This is a genomic window from Micromonospora radicis, assembly GCF_003583405.1.
GTDB lineage: Bacteria > Actinomycetota > Actinomycetes > Mycobacteriales > Micromonosporaceae > Micromonospora > Micromonospora radicis.
This window is the reverse complement of record NZ_QXEC01000001.1, coordinates 403,695-429,381: the sequence shown is the minus strand read 5'-3', so window position 1 is coordinate 429,381 and position 25,687 is coordinate 403,695. Positions and strand designations below refer to the sequence as shown.

Below are 25,687 nucleotides of genomic sequence, written 5' to 3'. Positions count from 1 at the left end.
TTCAGCGACGGACGGGATGGCTGGCCGTGGTCAGCGGTCGGGTACGGAAGGGACTGCCGCCGTACGGCGCCTCGCCGGGGAACACCCGGGCGGCGGCGGCGGTGTCGTAGGCGACCTGGCGCAGCGGCAGGTCGCGGCGCCGGGCCTCGTCGGTGAGGTGGTCGACGAGCTGGCGCATCAGCTCGGTCACCCCGTCGAGCACCCCCTTCGGGCTGGGGCAGCGGGCCGGACCGAACAGCGCCTCCATCGACGCGGACCCGCCGATGCCGCCGACGAAGTCGGGCACCACCAGCACCCCGGCACGGTGCAGGGCGTGCTCCGCCTGCGGGCTCAGGCCGCAGTTCGCGCCGACCACCACCACCGGGGCCGCCAGCCGGTCGGCCCGCTCGGCCGGCAGGCCGTCCGCTCCGGCGGCGAGCAGCACCAGGTCGGTCGGCAGGTCGAACAGGGCGGTCGGCGGCATCCGCCGGGCGTGCGGCGCGAGCGCCGGCACCGGGGTGCCGGCCGGTTCGGTCAGCATCGCGGCCACGTCCAGCCCGCGCGGGTCGGCGACGCAGCCGTACTCGTCGGCGATCCCGGTGATCCGGACCCCCTCCTGCGACAGGGTGTACGCCGCCGCCCGGCCGAGGTTGCCGAAGCCCTGCAGGGTGCAGGAGAGCGGGCCGGGCAGGGCACTGGCCCGCGCCGCCATCACCGCCGCCTGGGCCAGCGCGTGCCCGGCCCGGCGCTGGGCCAGGGTCAGCGCGCCGACGTGCTGGTCGAGCAGGCTCATCCGGTCGACGAACTCCGCCGCGCTGAAGCCCTGGGCGCCGCGCACCGCGTACTTGATCGACGGGATGCCCTCGGCGGCGGCCAGTTGTTCCAGTTCCTCCCAGCGGGTGCCCATGTCGCAGCCCATGCTGAAGCGGGTCATCAGTTGGCCGCGCAGGAAGCCGAGGAACCGGCGCAGCGCCTCGGCCTTGCCCGGCGCGTGCGGGTCGTAGTCGATGCCGCACTTGGCGCCGTCGACGTTGATGCCCAGCAGCCGTTCCTTCAGGGTCATCCGACCGGCCAGTTCGGACAGGTCGGCCGCGGTCAGGCCGGGGGTGACCCGGCACCCCCCGGCGGCCAGCCGGCAGTCCAGTCCGTCGTAGGCCAGCCAGCCCCGGAAACCCTCGACCGGGTCGACGTACTCGATGACAGTGTTCACTGTTCCCCCAGCGGCGAAGGTGCGGACAGGCCCGCCGGTCGACCCTCGGCGAGGTAGCCGACGAGGCACCGTGCGGTCAACAGGCAGCTCGGGCGGCCCCCGTCGACCACCAGCAGGGCGGCCGACGGGTCGGTCAGCAGCGGGATCACGTCCGGCAGCGGCATCCCGGCGCCGACCTGCGGCGGCACCGGGCCCAGGTGGGCACCGACCGGCTCGTCCGGGCCGGCGCCGGCGGCGTACGCCCGGGCCAGCACCGCCGCGGTGACCGTGCCCAGGATCTCGGCCAGGCGTACCGGTGGCGGTGCGGCACTGACCAGCAGGTGCGTGGTGTCGGCGTCGCGCAGCAGCTTCACCGCGTGGGCGAGGGTCTCGTCGGGCCGGATCAGCGCCGGATGACCGCCGATGGCCGCGTCGCGGACCCTCGGCTGGTCGGTGGGCGGGTCGTGGAGGCCCAGGCCGGCCAGCCAGTCGTCGTTGAAGATCTTCGACAGGTAGCCCCGGCCGGAGTCGGGCAGCAGGACCACGACCAACGCCTGCGGACCGGCCTCGGCGGCGACCCGGGCCGCGGCGGCCACCGCCATCCCACCGGAGCCGCCGGTGAGCAGGGCGTCCTCGCGGGCCAGCCGGCGGGTCATCATGATCGCCTCGTGGTCGGCGACCGGAATGATCTCGTCCACCACGGTCGGGTCGTAGGAGTCCGGGTAGCTCGGCTGCCCGACCCCCTCCAGCAGGTACGGGCGGCCGGTGCCGCCGGAGTAGATCGACCCGTCGGGGTCGACCCCGACGACCCGCACGGCGCCGTCGGAGACCTCCTTGAGGTAACGGCCGGTGCCGGAGATGGTGCCGCCGGTGCCGATGCCGGTGACGAAGTGGGTCAGTCGGCCCTCGGTCTGCCGCCACAGCTCCGGTCCCGTGGTGTGGTAGTGCGAGTCCGGGTTGCTCTGGTTGGCGTACTGGTTCAGCTGCACCGCGCCGGGCCGCTCGGCGGCGATCCGGCGGGCCACGCTGCGGTACGAGTCGGGATGCTCGGGCCGCACCGCCGCCGGGCAGATAACCACCTCCGCCCCGTACGCCCGCAACACGTCGATCTTGTCGCGGGAGACCTTGTCCGGGCAGGTGAAGACGCAGTGGTAGCCCTTCTGCTGGGCGACGATGGCCAGCCCGACGCCGGTGTTGCCGGAGGTCGGTTCGACGATCGTGCCACCGGGCCCCAGCAGCCCCTGCGCCTCGGCGGCGGCCACCATCCGCAACGCGATGCGGTCCTTCACCGAGCCGCCCGGGTTGAGGTACTCCACCTTGGCGTACAACGGTGCCGAGTCGGCGGCGACCACCCGGCGCAGCCGGACCAGCGGGGTGTTCCCGATCAGGTCGGTCAGCGATTCGTACCGGCTCACGCGACACCCACCTCCACCTCGGTCGAGCCGCTCACGTCGATCCGCCGGTACGCCGAGATCCAGGACAGGCTGGTGCGTACGTCGACGACCACCGGTCCGTCGTGGGCCAGGGCGCGGGCGAGGGCCGGTTCGACGTCCTGCTCGGTGCCGACCGCCAGCCCCAGCGCGCCGTACGCCCGGGCCAGCGCGACGAAGTCGGGATTGTCCAGGTCGGTGGCGATGACCCGGCCGGGGTAGGCCCGTTCCTGGTGGGCCCGGATGGTGCCGTAGCTGCCGTTGTTGGCGATCACCACGATCAGCGGCAGCCGGCGGCTGACCGCGGTGGCCAGTTCGGAGCCGGTCATCAGGAATCCGCCGTCCCCCACGATCACCACGGTCGGTCGACCGGTACGCAGCGCGGCGGCCACCCCGGCCGGCACGCCGAACCCCATCGCGCTCGATCCGATGCCGAGCATCCGACCCGCACCGGTGAGCCGCAGGTAGCGGTAGAGCCAACTGGTGAAGGTGCCCGAGTCGAGGGTCACCACCACGTCGCCGCCGGTGAGTTCGTCCAGCCCGGCGACGAGCGCGCCGAAGGCCAGCCCGTCGTCGCTGGGATGGGTCGACCAGCGGGCCTTGGCCACCTCCACCCCGTGCAGTTCGTCGACCCACGCCACCCGCCCGGCGTCCACCCCGGCCGGGTCGGCCGCGGCGAGTTGTCGCAGGAACTGCACCGGGTCGGCGGCCACCCCGACCGTCGGCGGATGGGTCCGTCCCAGCCGCTGCGGATCGGGGTGGACGTGCACCAGCGGCTGCCGCGGGTTGCCCGGGCGCGGCAGCCGCCGCCCCAGCGTGGTCACGTCGTCGAGCCGGGTGCCGACCGCCAGGACCAGGTCGGCGCGGTCCAGCAGCGCCCGCTGCGCCGGCTGGGTGTTGTTGTGCAGGTGGCCGGCGTAGCAGGGATCCCGGTTGTCGAAGAGGTCCTGCCGCTTGTTGCTGGTCAGCACCGGCAGGTGGTGCCGGTGGGCGGCGGCGGCCAGCAACCGCCGGCCGGCCGGGTCGGCCAGCCCGCCGCCCGCCAGCAGCAGCGGACGCTGCGCGTCGCGCAGCAGGTCGAGCACCCGGTCGAGGTCGGCCGGTGCGACGGCGGCGGCGCCCGGCTGCCACCGCGCCGGCAGCGCCCCGTTCGGGTCCGCCGACTCCAGCACGTCCTCGGGCAGCACCAGCACCACCGGGCCGGGGGTGCCCGACTGCGCCACCCGCAGCGCCCGGGTGACGAACTCGCCGGTGCGGGCCGGCTCCAGCAGCACCAGCACCTCCTTGGCCAGGCCGCTGAAGGCGCGGGCGTAGTCGATCTCCTGGAACGCGTCGGTGCCGAGGTCGGACCGGGGCGCCTGGCCGACCACGAGCAGCAACGGCGCGGCGTCCTGCAACGCCGAGTGCACCGCGATGCTGGCGTTGGTGGCCCCCGGGCCGCGGCTGACCAGACACACCCCGGCGCGTCCGGTGAGTTTGGCGTCGGCGAGGGCGGCGAAGCCGGCGGACGCCTCGTGCCGGTTGGTCACCACGTCGATCGTGGCCGTGGCGTGCAGCTCGTCGAGGACCGCCAGGTAGCTCTCCCCGGCCACGCAGAACACCCGGTCGACGCCGTGGGCGCGCAGTGCGGCCACGACGGTGGCCGCGGCGGTGCGGGGTGGACCGGCCACCCGGTCCGCCCCGGTGCCTGTTGTCACGGCAGCTCCCCGTCGGCCGCCGAGGGCCGGAACTTGCTGTCGGCCAGGTTCGGCGGGTAGATGACCGCGGCGTCGTCGAAGGTCTGCCCGACCGTCTGGTACTGCATGACGACCAGCTCCGGCGGGTTGTGGTGCCAGTGCTCCGCGCCGCGCTCGAAGCGCAGCGGCCCGCGCCAGGTGTCGAACTCGGTGGACTCCAGGGCGTCGAGCAGCGCCTCCCGGCTGTCGGTGCCGGCCACCTCCAGTGCCTGGCCGATGATGGTGACGTCGGTGAACGCGCTCAGGCAGGTGTCCGGCGGGGCGAAGCCGTAGCGCTGCATGAACCGGTCGGTGAACCAGCGGCCGATCGGCGTCATCTCCGACCACGAGGGACGGAACTTGGTCGCCGGCCACATCACCCCGTTGCCGCCCGGCCCGGCCATCCGCCAGTAGTCCTGCGAGCGCATCGGGAAGCCGAAGGTCACCATCATCGGCACCGACGGCAGCAGGCCGACCTCGATGGCCTGCCGCAGGATGAGGTAGTTGTTGCCGACCGGGCCGCCGCCGGCGGCGACGTTGACGCCGTCGTTGATGAAGGCGTCCGGCCCCCACTCCTTCATCTGCCGCAGCTGCTCGGTCCAGTCCAGCACGCTCTCCTGCGCGAAGTCGAAGCGCAGGAACTCCATCCCGTGCACGGACTCGCCGTACTGCTGGAGGGTGTCGGCCATGGACTGACCGAAGACCGTGTCGGTGGCGATGATGCCGATCCGCCGGGCGCCGATGTCGGCCAGGCAGTCCATCATCAGCGGGGCCCGGTCGGCGATGGAGAAGTAGGTGCGGTAGATGGTCCGCCGCCCGTGGGTCACCGTGCTGTGGCCGTTCTCCACGAACATCGGCACGCCGATCTTCTCGCACATCTCCGCCACCCACGGCGTGGTACGCAGGTGCCACTGGCCGAGCACGGCGAGCACCTCGTCGACCATGGCCAGCTTCGCCATGCCGGCGACGGCGGAGCGGGGGAAGCCCTCGTGGTCGGCGGTGGCCATGTCGTTGTAGGCGACGAAGGAGACGTTGCGCCCGCCCAGGACGCCGCCGTGTTCGCGCAGGTACTCGGCGCCCAGCCGGGCCCCCCGGGAGACCAGCACGCCCGCCATGGCGTCGCCGGGGCGGGTCATCGGCGACAGGATCCCGATCTTGATCGGGTTGTCACCGGCGACCGCGTTCACCGCCTCGACCTCCTGCATGGCCAGTTCCATCGGGGTGGCGGCCGGCGCCGCCGGCTGCGGCTCACGCGGTGCGGGTACCTGGGTGTTCGTCGTGGTGGTCACGGCATCTCTCCTTCTGTGGGGTGGAGCGACCGGCAGGAGCGGAGGTCACAGTCGGTAGGCGGCCCGGTAGTCGGCGAAGCGGCGGCGGACACGGTCCTCGTCGAGCCCGTAGTCGGTCAGCCGGTACTGGTGGCGGCCGGGTGCGCTGCCCGAGGAGGCCCGGGCGGCGTCGCGGACCGCCCGCCGGGCCGTCGCGTCGAAGGGCAGTCCGGCGAACGCGCAGACCCGGGCGAGGGCCGCCATCGGGTCGGCGACCAGGTCGCGGTAGCGCAGATCGAGCACGGGCAGCCCGGCGAAGGCGTCGGCGCCGCGCAGTCCGGGCACGGCGGCGGCGGTCCGGTCGAGCCAGAACGCCCCGATCTCGTACGGGTCGACGTGGCCGGAGCGGGCCGCCCGGACGGTACGGGTGAGGCTGCACACCGAGGCGACGGTCGCCACCGGATCCCGGTGCAGCCGGACCACCCGGGCCTGCGGGTACGCGGCGGCCAGGTCGGCGCCGTGCCACAGGTGGAACGGGCACTTCAGCACCACGTGCCCGGTGCGACCCCCGCCGACGATCGCGGCCAGCTGTGCCCGGTGCAGCGCGTACGCCGGGCCGTGGTCCTGCCTTGCCAGCCAGTCCAGGTAGCCGGGCACGTGGTAGCGCAGGCCGAAGATCTCGGAGTGGAAGCTGTTGGCGATCAGCCGGTGACACTCCTCGGGCTTGCGGGCGTGCAGCGGGTGGATGGCGGCGAACGCGGGCGCGGCCCGGTAGTACTCGTCGACGTACCGGGTGGCGGCGGCGACCAGCTCGTCGACCGGCTGTGCCGCGGCCGGGGCCAGCAGCTCCCACAGTTGTGGTGCGCGCACACCGGGGTGGGCGGCGAGCAGCGACTGCAGCAGGGTGGTGCCGGTGCGGTGCAGCCCGGTCACCACGGTCACCGCCGGTGGCGGGCCCGCCGGCGGTCGGGCCGCCAGGCGCAGCTGGGTGCGCAGCGAGTTCACCAGCGAGGCCCGGGCGACCCGGGCGCCGTCGGCGGTCAGCCGCGCCTCGTCGTTGATCGCCTGCACCAGTCGCCGCAACGCGGGTTGGAAACGCAGGTCGGCGGGGCCGCCGGTGTCGAGGGCGGCCCGGGTCAACTCGTCGGCGTCGAGCACGGTGTCGGTCATCGGGCACCTCCCGGGCCGGTGACGGCGGAGCGGGTCGGGGCGGCGCGGGTCGCCAAGCGGGCGGCCTGGCTGCGCGTCTCGGCCTGGACGAAGAAGTTGATGTCGGAGCGGATCTCGTCGATCAGGCGTCCGCTGAGGCTGGCCCGGTCCACCCGCAGGCACTGCTCGTTGCGGCGTAGGGTGGGCCGGCTGAACGGCAGCCGACCGGCGCCGAGGTAGCGGATCGCGCCGGTGGAGTCGCGCTTGGGGATCACCTCGGAGCGGGCGTGCACGCTGGCGCTGAACGGGATGTCGAGGCGTCCGTCGGTGAACGCCTCGACGATCGCCGCGGACAGGTCCGGCGCCGCCAGTACCGGCTCGACCAGCTCGGCGACCTCCCGCTGCAACCAGTAGGTCTCCTCCTCCACCGTGGCCTCGTCCACCCGGACGAAGTCGAGCAGGTCGGTGCAGGCCAGCGCGGTGGTCCGGATCCCGGCGACGTTGGCCTCCGCGTCGGGGATGCCGCGCGCCTCCTGGTTGGTCTTGTTGATCACCTTGGCGGCGCCGCCGAGCCGGGCGGTGAGCCCGCCGTACAGAATCAGCGCGTCGGCCACGTCCGGATCGCGGGGGAAGACCCCCATGAACTCGTGCAGGACCGGGAAGACCTCCACGTGCTCCGGCAGGTACCGGCGGGCCAGCACCGGGATCGACCGCAACGCGGCGATGTCCTGGTGGACCTCGCCACCCTGGGGGTACGCCACGGACAGGCAGCGCACCCCGGCCAGGCTCGCCGCCCGGGCCTCCAGCAGGCAGACGGCCAGGCTCACCGACGGTGGCACCAGCACCGCGGTGAGGGTGCCGAACAACTCCCGGTCCACGATCACCCCGGTCTCGGCCAGTACGCCGCAGAGCCGGTCGACCTGAGCCCAGGCGGCCAGCGAACGGGCCAGCGGCACGTCCTTGGAGTACGGCAGGTTGTAGTCGATGCCGCCGCCCTCGAACGAGGTGAAGCCCGAGGCCAGTGCGACCGCGAACAGCTCGCGCGGGTCGGGCGAGCCGTGCCGGACCTCGATCGGGGCATCCACCAGTTCGTTGAGTTCCCGGCCGCGCCGCCAGCCGTGGGTCACCAGCGGGTAGCCGTTGAGCCCGGCCGGGTCACGTTGCAGCGTCTGGGCCGCGGAGCGGAACTGTTTGAGCCGGGTGAACGAGTCGATGGTGATGGTCAGGATGTCCGGCCGCCCTCGTTGTTCCAGGGTGGTCAGCAGGGTCCGCATCTCGCCGTGCCCGCCGACACCGCAGCGGGGCTGCACCACCGGCCGACCGCGTGCCGCCGCCGCGCGCAGCACCTCGACGGTCTGGCGCTTCGGGGACTTGCGGATGTACTGCATGATCTCCGTCCAGGGCGGCAACATCGCCGCGACTCGTGGCTCGAGGTCGAGCTCGGGAAGGTCAGACACCGGTCAGCGGGGTGACGCGGGCCGCGTGCAGCAGGTCCAGCAGCAGGGGGATCTGGTCGGCGTCGTCGAGGATGTGGTCCACACCCAGCCGCAGCAGCCGCTCCCGCTCGTCGCCGTCCTTGTGGCTGCCGACCGAGAGGTTCCCGCCGACGATCACCGGGCAGTGCAGGCGGCCGGCGGCGCGCAGCGCCGGCAGGTCGGCGAGATCCTCGTAGGCGTGCCCGTTGAGGCTGCCGATCAGCACCGCCTCGGCGTCGGGGTGGGCGCTCAGGGCCTCGGCGAACTCCTCCAGCGGCGTGCAGACGCCGAGGTTGACGACGAGGAAGCCGGCCTCCCGCAGCCGCATCGCGATGAGGTGGTTGGCCACCGCGTGCGCGTCGCTGCGGGCCACGCCGATGATCACGGTTCGTTGGGTGTTCCGGCTGGTCATGTGGGTCTTACCTCCTGGATGGACGGTCGTGGCCGTCAGTCGTCGAAGGCGGAGAAGACACTGCGTCCGCTCACCTGGGCGATCCGCGCCCGGTCGTACTCCTGCGGGTCGGCGTGCCGCAGCGAGTCGAAGACCAGGTTGATCGCCGGAACCAGCCCCCAGACCTCCCGGTACGGCGGCCAGCCCCGGTGCCCGGCGTCGATGTCGGCCTGCCGGGCGAAGATGTAGTTCGCCCAGTCCCGGCTCATCGGGTGCCGGTGGTGGAAGTCGTGCACCACCGTGTCGCCGGTGAGCACCAGATACCGCGCCGGGAAGTGCACCGTGAGCATCCGCAGCCACCAGCGGGCCCAGCGGGCGGCGCGGCGCAGCGGCCCACCCGGCGCGTCGGTCGGCGCCCGCTCGCCGATCATGATGGCGTTGGTCAGGCTGGCGAAGTACTCCCGCCCCCGCCGCTGGGACACCTCGGGTGCCGGGAAGGTGTGCTTCACGCACAGCCGCAGCGTGTTGCTGACCTGGTAGAAGAACGTCATCGGCAGCACCCAGGCGACCAGCAGGAAGACCCACTGGTCGAACCAGACGGCCAGGCCCACCACCGCGGCGTAGCCGGCCACCGTGGTCAGCCGCAGCGCCCAGCTCGCCGGGGCGAAGTAGGACTGCACCCGGCCGAGCAGGAAGTTCAGGTGGAACGTCGGGGACAGCAGCTTGCGCAGGATCAGGTGTCGCCACATCTGCCGACGGCTCATCCCGGGCCGCAGCTCCAGCCCGATCAGGAACGCCTGCACCGTCGGGTCCCGGACGGTCATGTGGTGCACCGCGTGGTGGTCGATGACGTGCTCGGTGCTGTACCGGGAGAAGTCCTGGACCATCAGCGCGGCGGCGACCAGCCGGCCGACCAGCTGGTCACGGCGGGGCCGAGCCCACATGTTCCGGTGCGCCGCCTGGTGGTACATCATCATCCGCAGGTTGCGGGCACCGTGCAGCGTCATCGACCAGCCCACCAGCAGCAACGCCAGCCACCACCCGCCCCGCCACAGCGCCACCCAGCTGACCGCCAGCCCGGCGAGCATCGAGGCGGTGGCCGCCCAGAGGTGGAGGCCGGGGGTCAGCCGCACCGGACGTTGACCGGTGTGCGGCTTGCCGGTGAGGAAGGTCAGCGGCAGGGCCAGCACCCCGGGCAGCCGGCCCATCGAGTCACGGGTCGACACCGACTCGTCGGTCGGGGTGTAGGCCAGGGTCGTACCCTGCGTCTGCGTCACCATCGTCGCGCTCCCTGACGATCTCTTCCGGCGGGCGTCAGGACCGGCCCGCCGCCTCCAGCGCCGCGCCCGCGGCCAGCACGTCGTCGATCACCTGGTCGAGCTGCTCACCGGTGGTCGCCGGGTTGAGCAGCATGAGCTTGAGCCACACGTCCTTGCCACCACCGGCGTTCGGCAGGAAGACCCGGGCCAACATGGCGTGCCCGTCGCGCATCAGCTGCCGGCGCAGCCCGCTGTTGAAGGTGTCGACGTCGGTGTCGCCGTCGGGCAGGTAGCGGAACAGCACCGTGCTCAGCACCGGCTCGGCGGCCAACTCCAGCTTCGGTTCCCGGCCGACCCGCGCCGCGCCGTACCGGGACAGGTCGTGGCAGGCGTCGACCATCGCCCCGATGCCGTCGCGGCCGTACGCCCGCAGGGTGGCGGCGATCTTCAACGCGTCGCACCGGCGGGTGGCCTGGATCGAGTGCCCGTACCGGCCGACGAAGCCCTCGGCGACGTCGTCGGGGGCGTTGAGGCTGGTCTGCTGGGCGGCGAGGTGCTCCAGGTGCGCCGCGTCGCGGGTCAGGAAGATCCCGGCCGACGCCGGTACCCAACCGAACTTGTGCAGGTCGAGGGTGACCGAGTCGGCCTCGGCGAGCCCGTCGAAGAGCGGCCGGAGCCGGTCGGAGAAGAGCGCGCCGCCGCCGTAGGCGGCGTCGGCGTGCAGCCAGACACCGTGTCTGCGGGCCACCTCGGCGAGTTCGGGCAGCGGGTCGACCCAGCCGAAGTCGGTGGAGCCGGCGCAGACGAACAACATCACCGGCAGGTGGCCGGCGGGCAACTCGGTCAGGATCCGGTCGGCCTCGGCCGGGATCATCCGGCCCAGTTCGTCGGCGGGCACCCGGATGATGCCGTCCGCGCCGATGCCGGCGATGCTGGCACCCCGGTCGACGGAGAAGTGCACCGTCTCGGTGCAGAGCACCACCGGGCGGACCCCGCCCACGGCGATGCCGCTGTCGAAGGTGGACCGACCGAACCGGCGCTGGTACGCCTCGTCCCGGGCCACCAGCATGGCCATGATGTTGGAGATGCTGCCGCCGGCGGTGACCGTGCCGCCCGCGTCGGTGCCGTAGCCGACCAGGTCGGCGAGGTCCTGGATCAGTCGGCGCTCCAGTTCCAGCGCGAACGGTCCCGCCTCCCAGGCGTGCATCGACTGGTTCAGCGCGCTGGTCACCAGGTCCGCGGCCACCGCCACGGCGGTGGGCGGGCACTGCATCCGGGCCACCGTGGCCGGGTGGCTGACGTCGACCGCCCAGTTGGCGTAGGCCTGGACGAGTTGCCGCAGCACCTCGGCGGGCTTGCCACCGGCCGCCGGGAGCAGCGGCTCGGCGAGCACGTCCTCGGCGTACGCGCGGACCGCCGTCGGGCCGCCGGGCGCGACCGGGGTGGCCCGGCCCTCGCCGACGTCGCCGAGCACGTCCAGCACGTCGCCGACAAGTGTCCGGAGTTGTCGCATGCTGTCGTGGTCGGTGGTGGCCACGAACGCGGGATCGTCACCGATGTTCGGCACTGGCACGGCACTTCCCTTTCTGGAGCGGAGGGGCGGGAAAGGGCAATCGGGCGCGGACCGGGCCGGGCCGTACGCGTTAGCGCGTCGACCCGTAAACGGTCGCCGAATTGGTCAGCCGACAGTAGTTTGCGAGCAGGAATGTCCGGGTTCGACGGATCGGGAGGCGACCCGACCGGCGAACCGTCCAACGCGATTGGCAGACAACTGCCCTCGCCTGCCGACGACGTTACAACCGCCCGGGCCATTGCGCCAGTGGAGAATCGAGGAACTAGAATCTCCGGCATGTCCGATTTGGAAAGACTGAGTACGACCAGTTGGGAACGATCCGATCGGCTGTTCCTGGAAATGGGCAAGCTCGATCGCACGACGGACGGCTTCCGCCTTTCGGGCACCGCGCTGTATCGGGGCCGCGGTGGTCCGACCAGCGCGACGTACCTCGTCGAGACCGACGGGGCCCGGCGTTCGCGGTCCGTCCGGGTGGAACTCGACGAGCCGACCGGCCCCCGTGTGCTGGCCCTGCGGGCCGACGAGGACGGCCGGTGGAGTTCCGCCGAAGGCCCGCTTGACCTGGACTTTCCCTGCGACGACGTGGACCTGGCGGTCACCCCGGCGACCAACACGCTGGCCATCCGCCGGCTCGGCCTCGCGGTCGGCGAGCAGGCCACCGCCCGCGTCCTGTGGATCCAGGTCCCCTCGTTCGGGCTGCGCGCCGTCGAACAGGGATATCACCGGATCGACCGCGACACCTACCGCTACAAAGGACGTTACGGCAGCTACAAACTAACGGTCGACGCGAATGGAATGGTGCTCGACTACCCGGGCGGCGGGTGGCGGTCGGCAGCACACAAGTTGAGCCGTCGACTGCCGTGACAATTCTCGCGACCCGGGCCGGGAATGGTGACCCGGCCCGGGCCCGCGATGACGGCGTCAGCCGCCGATATCTGCGAACATACGCTCCAACTCCTCTGCCGGGATAGCCTGAAGCATCCGCTCCTCGATGCGGTTGGCGAGCGCCTCGAGAACCGGAACCTCGAAGATGTCCTGCACGGCGAGATCGATACCGAAACGCATACTGACCGCCGCGATCATCGGTACCGCACGCAGTGAGTGCCCACCGAGTTCGAAGAAGTTGTCGTCCAGCCCGACCGACGGCACGCCGAGGATCTCCTGCCAGATCTCGGCGACGGCCTGCTGGGTGCTGGTCTCGGCCGGTCGGTGCGCGCCGCCCGCGCCGAGCGCCGGTTCGGGCAACGCCCGGAAGTCGACCTTGTTGTTCGGGGTCAACGGGATCGTGGGGATGGTGACGTAGTGGGCGGGCACCATGACGCTGGGCAGCGCGGCAGCCACCCGGGCGCGCACCACGGCGGGGTCGAAGGTCTGCGGGTCCGCCGGCACGACGTACGCGACCAGGGTGCGACGCGCGCCGATCACCGGTGCCGTCACCACGGCCGCGGCCACCGACTCGTCGTCGGCGACGGCGCTCTGGATCTCACCCAGCTCGACCCGCAACCCGTCGATCTTGACCTGGGTGTCCAACCGGCCGTGGAACTGGATGGTGCCGTCCGGCAGCCAGCGGCAGCGGTCACCGGTGCGGTAGAGCTGGTGCCCGTCGCCCGGGCGGAACACGTCCGGCAGGAAGCGCTCGCGGTTGAGGTCGGGTCGGTTGTGGTAACCCAGCGCCACCCCGGGACCGCCCAGGTACAGCTCGCCCCAGACGCCGATCGGCACCGGCTGGGAGAGCGGGTCCAGGATGTACGCCGTGGTGTTGTGCATCGGTCGGCCGATCGGGATCGACGGCCAGTCGGGATCCACGTACGTGATCTTGTGGCTGACGCTGAACGCGGTGACCTCGGTCGGGCCGTAGCCGTTGACCATCGACACGTGCGGCAGGCGTTCCAGCACCTGCCGGATGTGCGGCAGGGAGAGCACGTCGCCGCCGGCCATGAACTGCCGCAGCTCGCGCAGGTCGTCCAGGTGGGTGTCGATGGTGAGGTTGGCCAGCGGCGCGACCAGCCAGAGCGTGTCGACGCCCTGCTCCCGGACGGTACGCGCGACCCGGGCCGGGGTAGGCACCCCGGGTGGCAGCAGCACCACCCGGCCCCCGTTGAGCAGCGGGCCGAAGATCTCCAGCGTGCAGGCGTCGAACGAGAGCGGGGAGATCTGCAGATAGCTGGTGCGCTCGTCGAGCTGGAGGATGTCGGTGTTGATCACCAGACGGGCCACGCCGCGGTGGATGGTCTCGACGCCCTTGGGCCGCCCGGTCGAACCCGAGGTGTAGACGATGTAGGTCAGGTCGTCGGCGGTGTTCACGTTGACCGGGTTCGCGGCGGGCTGCGCGGCGATCGACGCCGCGTCGTCGGCGTCGTCGAGCACCAGCACCGTCACGTCCGGGCCGACCGGGGCCAACTCGCGGAGCCGGTTCAGGGTGACCAGGAACCGGGCCTGCGTGTCGTCCAGCATGAACGCGAGCCGGTCGGTCGGGTACGCCGGATCGAGCGGCACGTACGCACCACCGGACTTGAGCACCGCCACCACGGCGACCATCAGCTCCAGCGACCGTTCCAGGCAGAGCGCCACGAACGTGCCCCGGCCCACCCCGGCGGCTCGCAGCCGGTGGGCCAGCCGGTTCGCCTGCTCGTTCAGCTCGCGGTAGGTCAGGTGCTGGCCCTCGATGGTGACCGCCCGGGCGTCGGGGGTGCGCAGCACCTGCTCCTCGAAGAGTTCGTGCACGGTGACGTCCGACGGGTACGGCACGTCGGTGCGGTTGAACTCGTCGAGCAGTCGGGCCCGTTCCGCGTCGGCCAGGATCTCCAGGCGCTGCACCGGGGAGTCCGGTTCGGCCAGCGCGGCGCCCAGCAGGTTGACGTAGTGGCCGAGCATCCGTTCGGTGGTGGCGGCGTCGAACAGGTCCGCCCGCCAACTGAGGGTGAGCCGGACGTCCTCGCCGTCGGGCTGGGCCAGCAGCGCCAGGTCGGGCAGGGTCGCCGCGGCCGGCACCAGGCTCTGGGCGACGACCTCCACGGCGCCGAAGCAGTCGGTCGGGGCGGTGATCTCCTGGGCGGTGAACGCCGCCTGGAAGACCGGGTTGCGGGCCGGGTCGCGGGGTGGGCGTACCTCCTCGACGAGGGTCTCGAACGGCAGCGGCTCCGGGGCACCGGCAGCGGCGCAGAGCGCGGTGAACGGCGTGGCCTCGTCGGTCTCGGAACGCGCCACCCGCCAGGTGCTCGCCGGCCCCACCAGCTCACCGGTGGTCGCGTCCCGGCGGTCGTCGGCCACCCCGAGGGCCAGCACGGGCTGGCCCGACCACCGGTGCAGCAACGCCTGGAACCCGGCGCGCAGCACGTCGGCGGGGCGCACGCCGAGCCGGTCGGCCAGGCCGTCGACCTGCTCACGCACGGCGGCGGGCAGCAGCACGTCGACGGCACCGGCCTCGTACCGGGGCTGGACCCCGCGTACCCGGTCGGTCGGCAGTTCCAACGGCGGCACGTCCGCGAGGTGTTCACGCCAGGCGGCACCGGCGACCACCCGGGCCGCCTCGGCGGCCGTGCGCTCCCGTTGGGCGAAGCCGGCGAAGTCGTCGTCGGTGCCGGGACCGGAACGGGGACGGGCCGGGCCCGCCGCCGCACCGCAGCGCGTCCGGTAGGCCGCGCCGAGCCGGGCCACCACCAGCGCCAGGGACGTCGGGTCCGCCACCGCCCGGTGCGCGACGAGCAGCAGCAGGTGGTCGTCGGCGGCGAGGCGGAGCACCTCGGCCCGTAGCAGCGGACCACGCCCGAGGTCGAACCGGGTCGCGGCGGCCCGCTCGACGGCCCGCCGGGCCGCCTCGTCCCGCTCGGACTCGGGCAGCTCGGACAGGTCGGTGCTCGGCAGCACCGTCGGCACGGGCGCCGACCGCCGCTGGTGGGCCCGTCCCTGTTCCGAGCCGATCGCCCAGGACAGTACGTCGGCGCCGGCCACCACGTCGCCGAACGCGGCGGCGAGCGTGTCGGCGTCCAGTTCCCCGCGCAACCGCACCCGGTCGACCAGTACGTCGACGGGTGCGTTCACGTACTGGTCGATGAACCATGACCTCTCCTGTCCGAGCGACAGGCTCCGGCCGGTGTCACCTTGCTGCATCTGCTCGTCCCTCTCCCATCTCGACGCGATCGGGTCGTACGGATATCCGAAGGTCGGTGCGGCGGGCGCCGGCCCGGCCGTGGACCTGGTTCAGCCCCCGGGGGCCACCACCCGGTGAGGTTCGGGGCCGCCCTCGAGAACCGGGTAGGAGCCGCGGGTGTGCGCGTTGTGGAACAGCAGCGCGATGCCGAGCAGGACGACACAACCGAGCAGCACCGGCGCGAACAGGAACAGCCAACTGGGCTGGACCAGCATCACCAGCACGGTGTCGCCGCCGGCCGGCGGGTGGAACGAGCGGGTCAGTCCCATCACGGCCATGGCGAACCCGACGGCGACGCCGATCGCCCACGGCGCGGCGCCCAGCATCGACACCGCGACCAGGCCGACCACGGTGCAGATGAGGTGTCCGCCGAGGACGTTGCGCGGCTGGGCGAAGGGCGCCTGTGGCGCGCCGAAGAGCATCATGCAGGTGGAGCCCATCGGGGCGATCAGCAGCGGGGCGCCGGAGAGCAAGCCGAGCAGTGCCACCGTGCCGATGCCCAGTGCTCCGCCCACCCCGGCGAGCACCGCTGTCCGCAGCGACCAGGGTCGACCGACCCCGTGCGCCAACGACCGTACGACAAGCACGCGTCTCCCCCAGCCATGCCTTGACGTTGCCGTTCCGTAAACGGAGTGCTGCCCCCCGGCGTCACGCTCACGCGACCTCCGGTGCTGCGGCGCGTGCCCCTCCCCGAACTCTGGTACGCCCCCGGACAGCTCCCCCACCAGGCAGGACATTGGATCCGAGACCCCCGTCGCACGGGATCCAACATCGGGCAGCCTAACGCTTTAAGTGCATCCTGTCACTGGATAGCGTGTGACACGCAAGTGACAAACGCTGATGTTGTTAATTTATGGTTATCCCACCCGAGTGGGTGAGAACCGGACACCGTCGACATCGGATCCGGGGTTCTCCGCGCGCGGATTGAACCGATGTAGCAACGTGGCCGTACCTCTCGCCGAAGGGAGTGGCCCATGAAGCGCCTGACCCCGTTGCTCACCCTCCTGTCGGGGGCGGTGACGGCTGCTGTGCTGTTCACGATGAGTGCGCAGGCATCCCCGCCGGGCACCCAACCGGTCGCGGGGAACGGCCCACCGGCCGCCGCCGCGCCACCGGCCGACGACGTCGAGACCGACGTCGAGGCCGAGACACCGGCGGACGAGGAGCAACCCGACCCCGCGAGTACCCGACCGGCCGAGGTGTCCCCACCGTCCGGCCCGGGCCGGTCCGACAGCACCGAGGTCAACACGGTCGAGCAGAACTGGATCGGCCAGTTGGAGAACGGTGCCACCATCGCCATCACCGTCAAGGGCGGCAAGGCGGAGGCGTACGTCTGCGACGGCCGGGCGATGGAGGTGTGGCTCTCCGGCACGGTCCGGGACGGGAAGATCGAACTGACCGGCCCGGACGCGAAACTGACCGGCATCATCCGGGGGGACAACGCCAGCGGCGAGATGATCGTCGGCGTCCGGCGGTGGAAGTTCACCGCCGAGCCCGACGAGAAGGCGGTCGACGAGGCGGTCACCAAGTCCGGCTCGGGCACCGCCGCGGCGATCTACCGCGCCGACGACGAGGTCCGCAAGGCCGGCATCGACGGTGGATGGATCATGCTCCCCGACGGGACGCAGATCGGCATCGTCACCTGGAACGGCAAGCCGATTCCCGCACCGCCGTTGGATCCCGCCTTCTACAGCACCGTCGTCAACGGGGTCACCATCAACGCCGTACCGGTCGTCCCCGGGGCGCGGTGATGTCCCAGCACCGACAGGGCAACGTGCGTACGGTCCCCCGCCGGGCGCCCGCACCCGACGTCGAGGTGATCCGCGAGTTCGGCGGCCCGCCGCCGGGCGCCCAGCGGCGGCGCCCCTCGATGGTGGTACCGCTGCTGGTCGGGGCCGCGGTGGCGGTGGCACTCGGCGTCTACGGCCGCACCCACACTCCGACCGGGATCGCGGTCAACGTGGCCGGCTTCTCGTCGCCGCTGACGGTGAAGGTGTGGCTGGGCACCGGCGCGGCGTTCTTCGCGGTGATCCAACTGCTGTCCGCACTGGCGATGTGGGGGCGGCTCGGTGGCTTCTCGCCGTCCTGGGCGGGCCCGGCGCACCGCTGGTCCGGCCGGATCGCGTTCCTGCTCACCGTCCCGGTCGCGGTGCACTGCCTGTACGCGCTCGGCTTCGCCGACTTCGACACCCGGGTGCTGCTGCACTCCCTGTTGGGCTGCTTCTTCTTCGGCGCGTTCGCCACCAAGATGCTGACCCTGCCCAAGCGGGGTCTCGCCGGCTGGGTGCTGCCGGCGGTCGGCGGGGTCGTCTTCGTCGCCCTGATCGGGATCTTCCTGACCTCGTCGGTCTGGTACTTCACCACCTTCGGCATCCAGTTCTGAAACCTCGGGAAAGGCAAGGCAGCACAGATGAACCACGAGCAGGCCGGCTGTTGCCGGTCGCGGCGGGCCTTCCTGGCCGGCACCGGCGCGGCGGGAGTCGCCGCGCTGACCGGCTGCGCGACCTACGGTGAACCGGCCGCGGCACCGCCCGCGCCGGTCTCCCCCGGCGGCAGCGCCGACCCCTCCGGTTCGGGCGCGCCGGACGACGGCAGCGGGGCGCCGGCGTTGGCCACCCTCGCCGACATCCCGGTCGGCGGTGGCGCGATCTTCGCCGCGGCGGGGGTGGTGGTCACCCAACCCACCGAGGGCGAGATCAAGGCGTTCTCGGCCAAGTGCACCCACCAGGGCTGCACCGTCACCTCGGTGAACGACGGCGTGATCACCTGCGCCTGCCACAACAGTGTCTTCGACATCGCGGACGGTTCCGTCCGTAGTGGACCGGCCGGAGCCCCGCTGCCCGCCGCGAACGTCACCGTCGACGGTGACGCGATCCGGTTGGTGTAGGCGTACCCGATGACGCGGCCCACCCCAGGCCCGGGCCGCGCGGGGCCGTCCGGGGCGGTCACCCGACACCCGGACGGCCCCTGCCCCGACCCGTCCGGCGGGTGGGGCAGGAAGGGCCGCGCACCGTCTCGGCGGAATGGTGGTGACCCCGCCGACCGGAAACCGCCATTCCGCCGACAGGAAGTTGATCAGCCGACTAAACGGCGAGCGCCTCCCGGACGGTGCGTTCCGCGTCGCCGCCGCCGTCGCCCGCGGAGGTGACCCGCCCGGACTCCAACACGTGGTAGCGGTCGGCCACCCGCAGCGCGAACCCGAGGTGCTGCTCGACCAGCAGCACGCTGAAGCCGGTCTGCGCGATCAGCGCCACGATCCGGTCCTGGATCTCGGTCACCACCGAGGGCTGGATACCCTCGGTCGGTTCGTCCAGCATCAGCAGCCGGGGCCGGGTGATCAGCGCCCGGGCGATGGCCAACTGCTGGCGTTGCCCGCCGGAGAGCAGCCCGGCCCGGCGGCGCAGCAGCGTACGCAGCGCCGGGAACAGGTCCAGCACCTCGGCGGTGGCCGCCGCCCCGTCGCGCCGGCCGTCGGCGACCAGGCGCAGGTTCTCCGCCGCGGTGAGGTGCGGAAAGCACTGCTGGCCCTGCGGCACGTACGCGATGCCCCGGGCGACCCGCTGGTGCGGGGCGAGCCGGGTGATGTCCTCGCCGTGGAACTCGACCCGACCGGCGCTGGGCCGCAGCAGGCCGGCGGCGACCCGCAGCAGGGTCGACTTGCCGGCACCGTTGTGGCCGAGCACGGTGGCCACCCCGTCGCCGGGCACCGTGACGTCGACGCCGTGCAGTACCCGGCTACGTCCGTACCCGGCATGCACGCCGCGGATGGTGAGCATCATGCCTCCGTAGCCGTCGGGGCCGACCCGGCGTCGACCGGGTGGCCGAGGTAGACCTCCTGGACGCGCGGGTCGGCCTGCACCTGCGCGACGGTGCCCTCGCTGAGCACCCGACCCGCGTGCAGCACGGTGACCGTACGCGCGAAGCGGCGCAGGAAGTCCATGTCGTGCTCGATCACCACCACCGTACGGTCCTGGCTGACCTGTTCCAGCAGTTGCCCGGTGGCGTCGCGTTCCTCGTGGCTCATCCCGGCGACCGGCTCGTCGAGCAGCAGCAGCCGGACGTCCTGGACGAGCAGCATGCCGATCTCCAGCCACTGTTTCTGCCCGTGGGCGAGGGTGCCGGCGAGTTGGTCGGCCCGGCCCGCCAGGCCGATCACCTCGAGCGCCTCGGCCACCTCGTCGGGCACCCCGTGCCGCCGCCGCAACAGGGTCGCCCAGCTACGCCGGGCCCCGGCGGCGATGTCGAGGTTCTGCAGGACGGTCAGCTCCTCGAACACCGTCGAGGTCTGGAAGGTCCGGCCGACACCGAGACGGCTGATCCGGTGTACCGGGCGACCGAGCAGTTCCCGGTCGCCGAAGCGGACCGAGCCGGTCGCCTTCACCAGCCCAGTGACCGCGTCGACCAGGGTCGTCTTGCCGGCACCGTTGGGTCCGATGAGGAACCGGATGTCGCCCGGTGCCACGTCCAGGCTCACCCCGTCCACGGCGGTGAACCCGTCGAAGCTGACCCGCAGGTCGCGGATGGACAGCCCGTACAGCTGCTCGGTCATCAGCCCGCCTCCACCCTGGAGCGACGCAGCCGGACCAGCGGCCCGGGACGCCGCCCGCCGTCGGTGCGGCGACGGGCCAGGCCGACCAGCGAGGCCAGGCCGCCCGGCAGGAACGCCACCACCACCACGAAGAGCAACCCCTGCAGGTACGTCCAGGTGCCCGGGAAACGTTCCGACAGGGCGGTACGCGCCCAGGCCACCGCGACCGCGCCGAGCACCGGACCGAGTAGGGTGGCCCGCCCACCGACGGCGACGCCGATGACGAACTCGATGGACGGCACGATCCCGATCAGGGCCGGGGAGATGATGCCGACCGCGGGCACGAACAGCGCACCGGCCAGCCCGGCCATGCCCGCGGCCACCACGTACGCGACGAGCTTGACGGTGGCCGGGTCGTAGCCGAGGAACCGGACCCGCTCCTCACCGTCGCGCACCGCCACCAGCAGTTCGCCGTAGCGGCTCTGCATCAGGTGCCGGGTCAACGCCAGCAGGGCCAGCAGGATACCGGCGATGATGAAGTAGACCATCCGCTGGTTGACCGGGTCGTCCAGGTCGTAGCCGAAGAAGCCCTGGATGTCGGTGAGGCCGTTGGTGCCGCCGGTGGTGCCCTGCTGTCCGATCAGCAGGATCACCATGGCGGCGGCGAGGGCCTGGCTGAGGATCGCGAAGTAGGCGCCGCGGACCCGGCGACGGAAGACCAGCGAACCGAGGACGAAGGCGACCGCCATCGGCAGCAGCACCGTGGCGGGCAGCGCGAACCACGGGCTGGCGAACGGCCGCCACCACAGCGGCAGTTCGTCGAGTTGCCCGTACAGCATCATGAAGTCGGGCATGTTGCCCGGACCCGCGTCGGCGAGCTTGAGGTGCATGGCCATCGCGTAGCCGCCGAGGCCGAAGAAGACGCCCTGGCCGAGGGCGAGCATGCCGCCGCGCCCCCAGGCCAGGCCGATGCCGACCGCGACCATGGCCACGCAGAGGTACTTGGCCAGCAGCGACAGCCGGAAGTCCGAGAGCACCAGCGGCGCCACGGCGAACAGCAGGGCGGCGCCGAGGGCGAATCCGGCGGCGGCGCGGAAGCGGTGCCGCGACGGCCCGGCGGCCGGCTTCTCCACGGGCGGTGTGGGATCGACGTCGGTGGCGGGATCTCGGGCGACGGTGGTCATGCCAGACTCCGGGTTCGCAGGGTGAACATGCCCTGGGGCCGCCACTGCAGGAACGCGACGATGGCGACGAAGACCATCACCTTGGCGACGCTGAGGGTGGTCAGGTACTCGCCGGTGGCCTGCAGCACGCCCAGGCCGAAGGCGACGATCACGGTGCCCTTCAGCTGGCCGATCCCGCCGACCACGACCACCAGGAAGGCATCGATGATCAGGTTGGTGCCCATGGTGGGGCCGATCGGACCGAGCAGGGTGAGGGCGACCCCGGCGATCCCGGCCAGGCCGGAACCGATGAAGAAGGTCATCCGGTCGACCCGGGCGGTGGCGATGCCGGAGACGGCGGCCAGGTCGCGGTTCTGCACCACGGCCCGGATCCGGCGCCCCAGCGGCGTCACCCGCAGCGCGACGGTCAACGCGACGACCGCGCCGCCGGCCAGCGCCAGGATGAACAGCCGGTTGTTGGCCACGGTGATCCCGCCGGGCAGGGCGATGTTGCCGGTGAGCAGCTCCGGGGCCCGGGTCTGCACGTTGGGGCTGCCGAAGACGTCCCGGGCGAGTTGTTGCAGGATCAGCGACACCCCCCAGGTGACCAGCAGGGTGTCCAGCGGTCGGGCGTAGAGGCGGCGGATCAGCAGGATCTCCAGCAGTACGCCCATCGTGCCGGCCACCAGGAAGGCGACCGGCAGGGCGACCAGCAACGACCAGCCGGCCACGGTGACGACCTGTTGCAGGACGTAGGTGGTGTACGCGCCGGCCATGATGAACTCGCCGTGCGCCATGTTGATCACGCCCATCTGGCCGAACGTGAGGGCCAGGCCGAGCGCGATGAGCAGCAGCACCGCTCCGATGCTGACGCCGGTGAAGAGTTGGCCGATGAGAACTGTCACGGTGGGTGCTCCGTACTGCTGGTGGGGTGCCGACCCGGGCGGTGCGTGCCGCGCCGCCCGGGTCAGGGTCATCCGGATCAGCTCAGGCCCGTGGCGTCCGGGCCAGGGCCGGCCCGGTCAGCTCAGGCCGCCGGCCCACGGGTAGCTCTTGAGGTACGGATCCGGCGTGATCGGGTCGCCGGAGTTCCAGACCTCGGTGATCAGTCCGTCGGCGCCGACCTTGCCGACGCGGGCGGTCTTCGCGATGTGCTGGGTGGCGCCGTCCACCGTGACCAGCCCCTCGGGAGCCTCGAAGGTGATCCCGTCGGAGGCCTCCCGGACCTTCTCCACGTCGAAGGCGCCGGCCTTCTCCACCATCGCCTTCCACAGGTAGACCGAGACGTACGCGGCCTCCATCGGGTCGCTGGTCGGCTTGTCCGCCCCGTACTTGGCCTTGTACGCGGCGACGAACTTCTCGTTGGCCGCGCCAGGGGTGGTCTGGTAGTAGTTCCAGGCGGTCAGCTGGCCCTCCAGGTACTGGGTGCCGATGCTCTTGACCTCCTCCTCGGCGATCGACACCGACACCACCGGCATGCTGGTGGCGGTCAGCCCGGCGGACTTGTACTCCTTGAAGAACGCCACGTTGCTGTCGCCGTTGAGAGTGTTGAAGACCGCGTCCGCCCCGGCGGACTTCACCTTGTTGGTGATGGTGCCGAACTCGGTGGAGCCGAGTGGGGCGTAGTCCTCGCCCAGCACCGTCATTCCGTTTGCCTCGGCGTACGCCTTGATGATTTTGTTCGCGGTACGCGGGAACACGTAGTCGGAACCGACCAGGTAGAGCGACTTGGCGCCCTGCGCCTTGAGGTAGTCCAGGCCCGGGACGATCTGCTGGTTCGTCGTGGCGCCGGTGTAGAAGATGTACGGTGACTGCTCCAGTCCCTCGTACTGCACGGGGTAGAACAGCAGCGCCTTGTTCTTCTCGAACACCGGCTTGACGGCCTTTCGGCTGGCCGAGGTCCAGCAACCGAAGACCGCCGCGACCCGGTCCTCGCGGATCAGCTTCTCGGCCTTCTCGGCGAAGGTCGGCCAGTCCGAGGCACCGTCCTCACCGACCGGCTGGACCTTCTTGCCGAGCACTCCGCCGGCCGCGTTGATCTCCTCGATCGCCAGCATGATCGAGTCGCGGACGGTGACCTCGCTGATGGCCATCGTGCCGGACAGGGAGTTGAGCAGGCCCACCTTGACGGTGTCGCCGGAGACGTCGGCGGTGACGCCGGCGGAGGTGTTCGCGTCGGTGGTCTTGCTGCCGCACGCGGCCAGCGCGGCCGCGGCGACCAGGGTCATGGCACCCGCCAGGATGCGGCGTCCCCGGAACAGTGTCATCAATTCTCCCTGCGTCGGGCGTCAGGCGTGGAGTCAGTTACCCGGGAACGGGCGTCGGTCCCGGGTCGAGGTTGCTTCGGCGGTTTGCGGTGCGGTCCGTCGGAACGTCGCGCGGCGCCCGGCGCTGCGGGTGGACGCCGGCCGGACACCGATTTCGGATATCGGGCAGGGAAAGCTTCGATCCGCTTCGTTGCGCGGATGTTTCCCGATCCTCAATAGACTGTTTCCACTGCCGAGAGAGCGCAGGCGAGTGGCCACAAAAAATGCCGATGCCACGCCGACAGAAATCGGCTCAATGGCATCGGCATACGATTATCGGCCGCCGCGACGATTCATTTACGAGCACCCGTCGGACGGGTGACGACATTCGGTGCGGCGACCGAATACTTCACACAGGAAGTATCTTAGGCGGCAGGCGGTCCGCCATGTCAAGGCGCGGCCCGGCCCCCGAAGGTCACAGTTCGGCGAGGACGGTGAAGTCCAGCCCGTCGGCCTCGGCGAGGTAGATGCGCTGACGTACGTGCCGACGCCGTAACCGCAGCTCACCGCGGGGACCGTCGTACGACACCACGTCGGCGGAGGCCTCCACCGCCCGGACGTCCAACGTGCCGGCCTTGGCGATCAACGCGGCGAGCAACATGACTCCCTCGTAACAGGACTCACCGAGACTGCCCAGCGGCGGCGCCTCCAGGCCGAAGCGGCGGGCGAAGGCGCCGTGGAAGTCCAGGTTCTCCGGCGTGACCAGGCCGGCGAAGAAGCCGGCCGTGCTGAACAGCCGCCGGGTGTTGGCCGCGCCGCTGCCGAGCAGCATGTTCTCGTCCATCAGCGTGCTCAGCCGCAGGCAACGCTGGTCCAGTCCGGACCGGGCGAACGCCCGGTTGAACCGCACCGCGTCCGCCCCGACCAGCAGCATCAGCACCGCGTCGGCGTCACTGCGCTCGACCCGGCGCAGCACCTCGGCGTAGTCGTGGGTCTCCAACGGCAGGAAGTGCTGCCCGACCACCCGCCCGCCACTGCGCAGCGCGTACCGGTGCGCGGCACGGGTGGTGCGGCGCGGCCAGACGTAGTCGTTGCCCACCACGAACCAGCGCCGCACCCCCAGCTCACCGGCGAGTACCCGCATCGCCGGCCAGAGCTGCGCGTCCGGGGTCTCGCTGGTGAGGAAGACCCCCTCGGTACGCTCGCCGCCCTCGTACAGGGCGGTGTAGACGTACGGCACCCGGTGCGCGATCCGCGGCGCCACCGCCTGACGTACCGAGGAGATGTGCCAACCGGTGACGCCCTGCACCGCGCCGACCGACACCAACGCCTCGACCTCGGCGGCGACCTCGGCCGGCGGCGCCCCGCCGTCGACCGGGACGAGCCGCAGTTCCCGGCCGAGCACCCCGCCCCGCCCGTTGACCTCCTCGACCGCGAGCTGGGCGCACGACTCACAGCTCGGGCCGAACATGCCGGCCGGTCCCCGCATCGGATACACCAGCGCGATACTGACCACGCCCCGGTCGACGGTGAGCCAGGACGCCCCGGCGGTGATGCTCTCCCCCGCCTGCGGGCGCCCGTACCCCGGTGCCGGCGCGGACATGAACACATGGTGGCCGCCACCGATGGTGATGACCAGCCCTCCCCATCCAGCGGGACATCTCGGTACGATGACCCGGCAACCGCAAGGCGGGAGTGCCATGTCAGACCTTCCCGGCTCCGCAGCCGACCTGCTGCCCCTGCTCACCCGCGCCGAGCGGCTGCTCTCGCGCCGGGTCGGCGGGGTGCTCGCCGACGAGGCGCTCAGCATCGAGGCGTGGCGGGTGCTCAGCCTGCTCGCCGACGGCCTGGGCCACCCGATGAGCGAGGTGGCCGCCGAGGCGTCGCTGCCGCCGGGCACCCTGACCAAGCTGGTCGACCAGCTCGTCGACCGCAACCTCGTCTTCCGCCGGGTCGACCCGATCGACCGGCGTCGCATCCGGGCCTACCTGAGCGCCCGGGGCCGACGCGAGCACGAACGGCTCGCCGCGCTGGTCCAGGCCGAGTTGGCCGGGCTGGCCGGGGCCGACGACGCCGAGCTGGCCGGGCTGCTCGACGGCCTGATCGGCCGGCTGGACCCGAACCGCCGCCCGGCCCGCCACCCGGCCCCGAGCCCGGTCTGACCGCTTACGC

General features: G+C 72.0%; 22 protein-coding genes. 5 read left to right on the top strand and 17 right to left on the bottom strand.

Annotated elements, in window-relative coordinates; translation table 11 throughout:
• Position 1 precedes the first annotated feature (1 nt).
• The 9 genes from D2L64_RS02015 to D2L64_RS01975 all read right to left on the bottom strand — a co-directional run bounded on the left by D2L64_RS02015 (position 2) and on the right by D2L64_RS01975 (position 11,428).
• Positions 2 to 1,189, bottom strand: a complete 1,188-nt coding sequence (locus D2L64_RS02015) for a Glu/Leu/Phe/Val dehydrogenase dimerization domain-containing protein (protein ID WP_119572691.1) — start codon at positions 1,187 to 1,189, stop codon at positions 2 to 4.
• The gene (locus D2L64_RS02010; RefSeq protein WP_119572690.1) at positions 1,186 to 2,583 is read right to left on the bottom strand and encodes a pyridoxal-phosphate dependent enzyme; all 1,398 of its coding nucleotides are present in this window, start codon (positions 2,581 to 2,583) and stop codon (positions 1,186 to 1,188) included. Before D2L64_RS02010 ends, D2L64_RS02015 begins: the two co-directional genes overlap by 4 nt.
• A complete protein-coding gene (locus D2L64_RS02005; RefSeq protein ID WP_233558707.1) occupies positions 2,580 to 4,295 on the bottom strand; it encodes a thiamine pyrophosphate-dependent enzyme in 1,716 nt (571 codons plus the stop codon). Before D2L64_RS02005 ends, D2L64_RS02010 begins: the two co-directional genes overlap by 4 nt.
• Positions 4,292 to 5,530, bottom strand: coding sequence for an ABC transporter substrate-binding protein (locus D2L64_RS02000; protein WP_119572845.1), 1,239 nt, complete (start codon positions 5,528 to 5,530; stop codon positions 4,292 to 4,294). The genes D2L64_RS02005 and D2L64_RS02000 overlap by 4 nt, the downstream gene beginning before the upstream one ends.
• 117 nt (positions 5,531 to 5,647) lie before the next feature.
• On the bottom strand, positions 5,648 to 6,751 hold the full coding sequence (locus D2L64_RS01995) for a sulfotransferase family protein (RefSeq protein WP_119572688.1): 1,104 nt from the start codon (positions 6,749 to 6,751) through the stop codon (positions 5,648 to 5,650).
• The gene (locus D2L64_RS01990; protein ID WP_119572687.1) at positions 6,748 to 8,187 is read right to left on the bottom strand and encodes a methylaspartate mutase; all 1,440 of its coding nucleotides are present in this window, start codon (positions 8,185 to 8,187) and stop codon (positions 6,748 to 6,750) included. The genes D2L64_RS01995 and D2L64_RS01990 overlap by 4 nt, the downstream gene beginning before the upstream one ends.
• Positions 8,180 to 8,617, bottom strand: a complete 438-nt coding sequence (locus D2L64_RS01985) for a cobalamin-dependent protein (protein WP_119572686.1) — start codon at positions 8,615 to 8,617, stop codon at positions 8,180 to 8,182. The genes D2L64_RS01990 and D2L64_RS01985 overlap by 8 nt, the downstream gene beginning before the upstream one ends.
• 35 nt (positions 8,618 to 8,652) lie before the next feature.
• Entirely contained in the window at positions 8,653 to 9,876 is a 1,224-nt protein-coding gene (locus D2L64_RS01980; RefSeq protein WP_119572685.1) for a fatty acid desaturase, read from the bottom strand.
• Between the two features lie 34 nt (positions 9,877 to 9,910).
• Positions 9,911 to 11,428, bottom strand: coding sequence for a pyridoxal phosphate-dependent decarboxylase family protein (locus tag D2L64_RS01975; protein ID WP_233558704.1), 1,518 nt, complete (start codon positions 11,426 to 11,428; stop codon positions 9,911 to 9,913).
• A gap of 132 nt (positions 11,429 to 11,560) precedes the next feature.
• Here D2L64_RS01975 and D2L64_RS01970 point away from each other — a divergent pair, with 132 nt between their 5' ends.
• Positions 11,561 to 12,292, top strand: a complete 732-nt coding sequence (locus D2L64_RS01970) for a putative glycolipid-binding domain-containing protein (RefSeq protein WP_119572684.1) — start codon at positions 11,561 to 11,563, stop codon at positions 12,290 to 12,292.
• 57 nt (positions 12,293 to 12,349) lie between these two features.
• Here the strand turns inward: D2L64_RS01970 and D2L64_RS01965 are convergent, their stop codons facing one another.
• Both D2L64_RS01965 and D2L64_RS01960 read right to left on the bottom strand, forming a co-directional pair.
• On the bottom strand, positions 12,350 to 15,538 hold the full coding sequence (locus tag D2L64_RS01965; RefSeq protein WP_119572683.1) for a non-ribosomal peptide synthetase: 3,189 nt from the start codon (positions 15,536 to 15,538) through the stop codon (positions 12,350 to 12,352).
• 90 nt (positions 15,539 to 15,628) lie between these two features.
• Positions 15,629 to 16,165: an HPP family protein gene (locus D2L64_RS01960; RefSeq protein WP_158603428.1), complete on the bottom strand. Its 537-nt coding sequence runs from the start codon at positions 16,163 to 16,165 to the stop codon at positions 15,629 to 15,631.
• A 387-nt stretch (positions 16,166 to 16,552) separates the two neighbouring features.
• On the opposite strand from D2L64_RS01960, the gene D2L64_RS01955 reads away from it, so the two are divergent.
• From D2L64_RS01955 to D2L64_RS01945, 3 genes are all read left to right on the top strand, one after another.
• Complete coding sequence (locus D2L64_RS01955) at positions 16,553 to 17,329, top strand: hypothetical protein (protein WP_119572681.1); 777 nt, start codon at positions 16,553 to 16,555, stop codon at positions 17,327 to 17,329.
• A 119-nt stretch (positions 17,330 to 17,448) separates the two neighbouring features.
• Complete coding sequence (locus D2L64_RS01950) at positions 17,449 to 17,961, top strand: DUF6529 family protein (protein ID WP_233558725.1); 513 nt, start codon at positions 17,449 to 17,451, stop codon at positions 17,959 to 17,961.
• 27 nt (positions 17,962 to 17,988) lie between these two features.
• A complete protein-coding gene (locus D2L64_RS01945) occupies positions 17,989 to 18,465 on the top strand; it encodes a Rieske (2Fe-2S) protein (RefSeq protein ID WP_119572679.1) in 477 nt (158 codons plus the stop codon).
• A 196-nt stretch (positions 18,466 to 18,661) separates the two neighbouring features.
• Here the strand turns inward: D2L64_RS01945 and urtE are convergent, their stop codons facing one another.
• The 6 genes from urtE to D2L64_RS01915 form a co-directional block, all read right to left on the bottom strand.
• Positions 18,662 to 19,354 carry an urea ABC transporter ATP-binding subunit UrtE gene (gene urtE, locus D2L64_RS01940; protein WP_119572843.1) on the bottom strand — a complete coding sequence of 231 codons (693 nt, stop codon included), beginning with the start codon at positions 19,352 to 19,354 and terminating at the stop codon, positions 18,662 to 18,664.
• A complete protein-coding gene (urtD, locus tag D2L64_RS01935; protein WP_119572678.1) occupies positions 19,354 to 20,127 on the bottom strand; it encodes an urea ABC transporter ATP-binding protein UrtD in 774 nt (257 codons plus the stop codon). Before urtD ends, urtE begins: the two co-directional genes overlap by 1 nt.
• A complete protein-coding gene (urtC, locus tag D2L64_RS01930; protein WP_119572677.1) occupies positions 20,127 to 21,290 on the bottom strand; it encodes an urea ABC transporter permease subunit UrtC in 1,164 nt (387 codons plus the stop codon). The genes urtD and urtC overlap by 1 nt, the downstream gene beginning before the upstream one ends.
• The gene (gene urtB, locus D2L64_RS01925; RefSeq protein ID WP_119572842.1) at positions 21,287 to 22,174 is read right to left on the bottom strand and encodes an urea ABC transporter permease subunit UrtB; all 888 of its coding nucleotides are present in this window, start codon (positions 22,172 to 22,174) and stop codon (positions 21,287 to 21,289) included. Before urtB ends, urtC begins: the two co-directional genes overlap by 4 nt.
• 117 nt (positions 22,175 to 22,291) lie before the next feature.
• A complete protein-coding gene (urtA, locus tag D2L64_RS01920; protein WP_119572676.1) occupies positions 22,292 to 23,536 on the bottom strand; it encodes an urea ABC transporter substrate-binding protein in 1,245 nt (414 codons plus the stop codon).
• A 454-nt stretch (positions 23,537 to 23,990) separates the two neighbouring features.
• Entirely contained in the window at positions 23,991 to 25,118 is a 1,128-nt protein-coding gene (locus D2L64_RS01915; protein WP_233558703.1) for a substrate-binding domain-containing protein, read from the bottom strand.
• Between the two features lie 97 nt (positions 25,119 to 25,215).
• Here D2L64_RS01915 and D2L64_RS01910 point away from each other — a divergent pair, with 97 nt between their 5' ends.
• Positions 25,216 to 25,677 carry a MarR family winged helix-turn-helix transcriptional regulator gene (locus tag D2L64_RS01910; RefSeq protein WP_119572674.1) on the top strand — a complete coding sequence of 154 codons (462 nt, stop codon included), beginning with the start codon at positions 25,216 to 25,218 and terminating at the stop codon, positions 25,675 to 25,677.
• Positions 25,678 to 25,687: the final 10 nt, after the last annotated feature.

What these genes read in the sequence shown, in the direction of transcription:
- D2L64_RS02000 (WP_119572845.1), bottom strand. Translation starts at nt 5,530, where the DNA reads ATGGAACTGGCCATGCAGGAGGTCGAGGCGGTGAACGCGGTCGCCGGT.
- D2L64_RS01995 (WP_119572688.1), bottom strand. Translation starts at nt 6,751, where the DNA reads ATGACCGACACCGTGCTCGACGCCGACGAGTTGACCCGGGCCGCCCTC.
- D2L64_RS01985 (WP_119572686.1), bottom strand. Translation starts at nt 8,617, where the DNA reads ATGACCAGCCGGAACACCCAACGAACCGTGATCATCGGCGTGGCCCGC.
- D2L64_RS01980 (WP_119572685.1), bottom strand. Translation starts at nt 9,876, where the DNA reads ATGGTGACGCAGACGCAGGGTACGACCCTGGCCTACACCCCGACCGAC.
- D2L64_RS01970 (WP_119572684.1), top strand. Translation starts at nt 11,561, where the DNA reads ATGTCCGGGTTCGACGGATCGGGAGGCGACCCGACCGGCGAACCGTCC.
- D2L64_RS01965 (WP_119572683.1), bottom strand. Translation starts at nt 15,538, where the DNA reads ATGCAGCAAGGTGACACCGGCCGGAGCCTGTCGCTCGGACAGGAGAGG.
- D2L64_RS01955 (WP_119572681.1), top strand. Translation starts at nt 16,553, where the DNA reads ATGAAGCGCCTGACCCCGTTGCTCACCCTCCTGTCGGGGGCGGTGACG.
- D2L64_RS01950 (WP_233558725.1), top strand. Translation starts at nt 17,449, where the DNA reads ATGGTGGTACCGCTGCTGGTCGGGGCCGCGGTGGCGGTGGCACTCGGC.
- D2L64_RS01945 (WP_119572679.1), top strand. Translation starts at nt 17,989, where the DNA reads ATGAACCACGAGCAGGCCGGCTGTTGCCGGTCGCGGCGGGCCTTCCTG.
- urtE (WP_119572843.1), bottom strand. Translation starts at nt 19,354, where the DNA reads ATGCTCACCATCCGCGGCGTGCATGCCGGGTACGGACGTAGCCGGGTA.
- urtD (WP_119572678.1), bottom strand. Translation starts at nt 20,127, where the DNA reads ATGACCGAGCAGCTGTACGGGCTGTCCATCCGCGACCTGCGGGTCAGC.
- urtC (WP_119572677.1), bottom strand. Translation starts at nt 21,290, where the DNA reads ATGACCACCGTCGCCCGAGATCCCGCCACCGACGTCGATCCCACACCG.
- urtA (WP_119572676.1), bottom strand. Translation starts at nt 23,536, where the DNA reads ATGACACTGTTCCGGGGACGCCGCATCCTGGCGGGTGCCATGACCCTG.
- D2L64_RS01915 (WP_233558703.1), bottom strand. Translation starts at nt 25,118, where the DNA reads ATGTCCGCGCCGGCACCGGGGTACGGGCGCCCGCAGGCGGGGGAGAGC.
- D2L64_RS01910 (WP_119572674.1), top strand. Translation starts at nt 25,216, where the DNA reads ATGTCAGACCTTCCCGGCTCCGCAGCCGACCTGCTGCCCCTGCTCACC.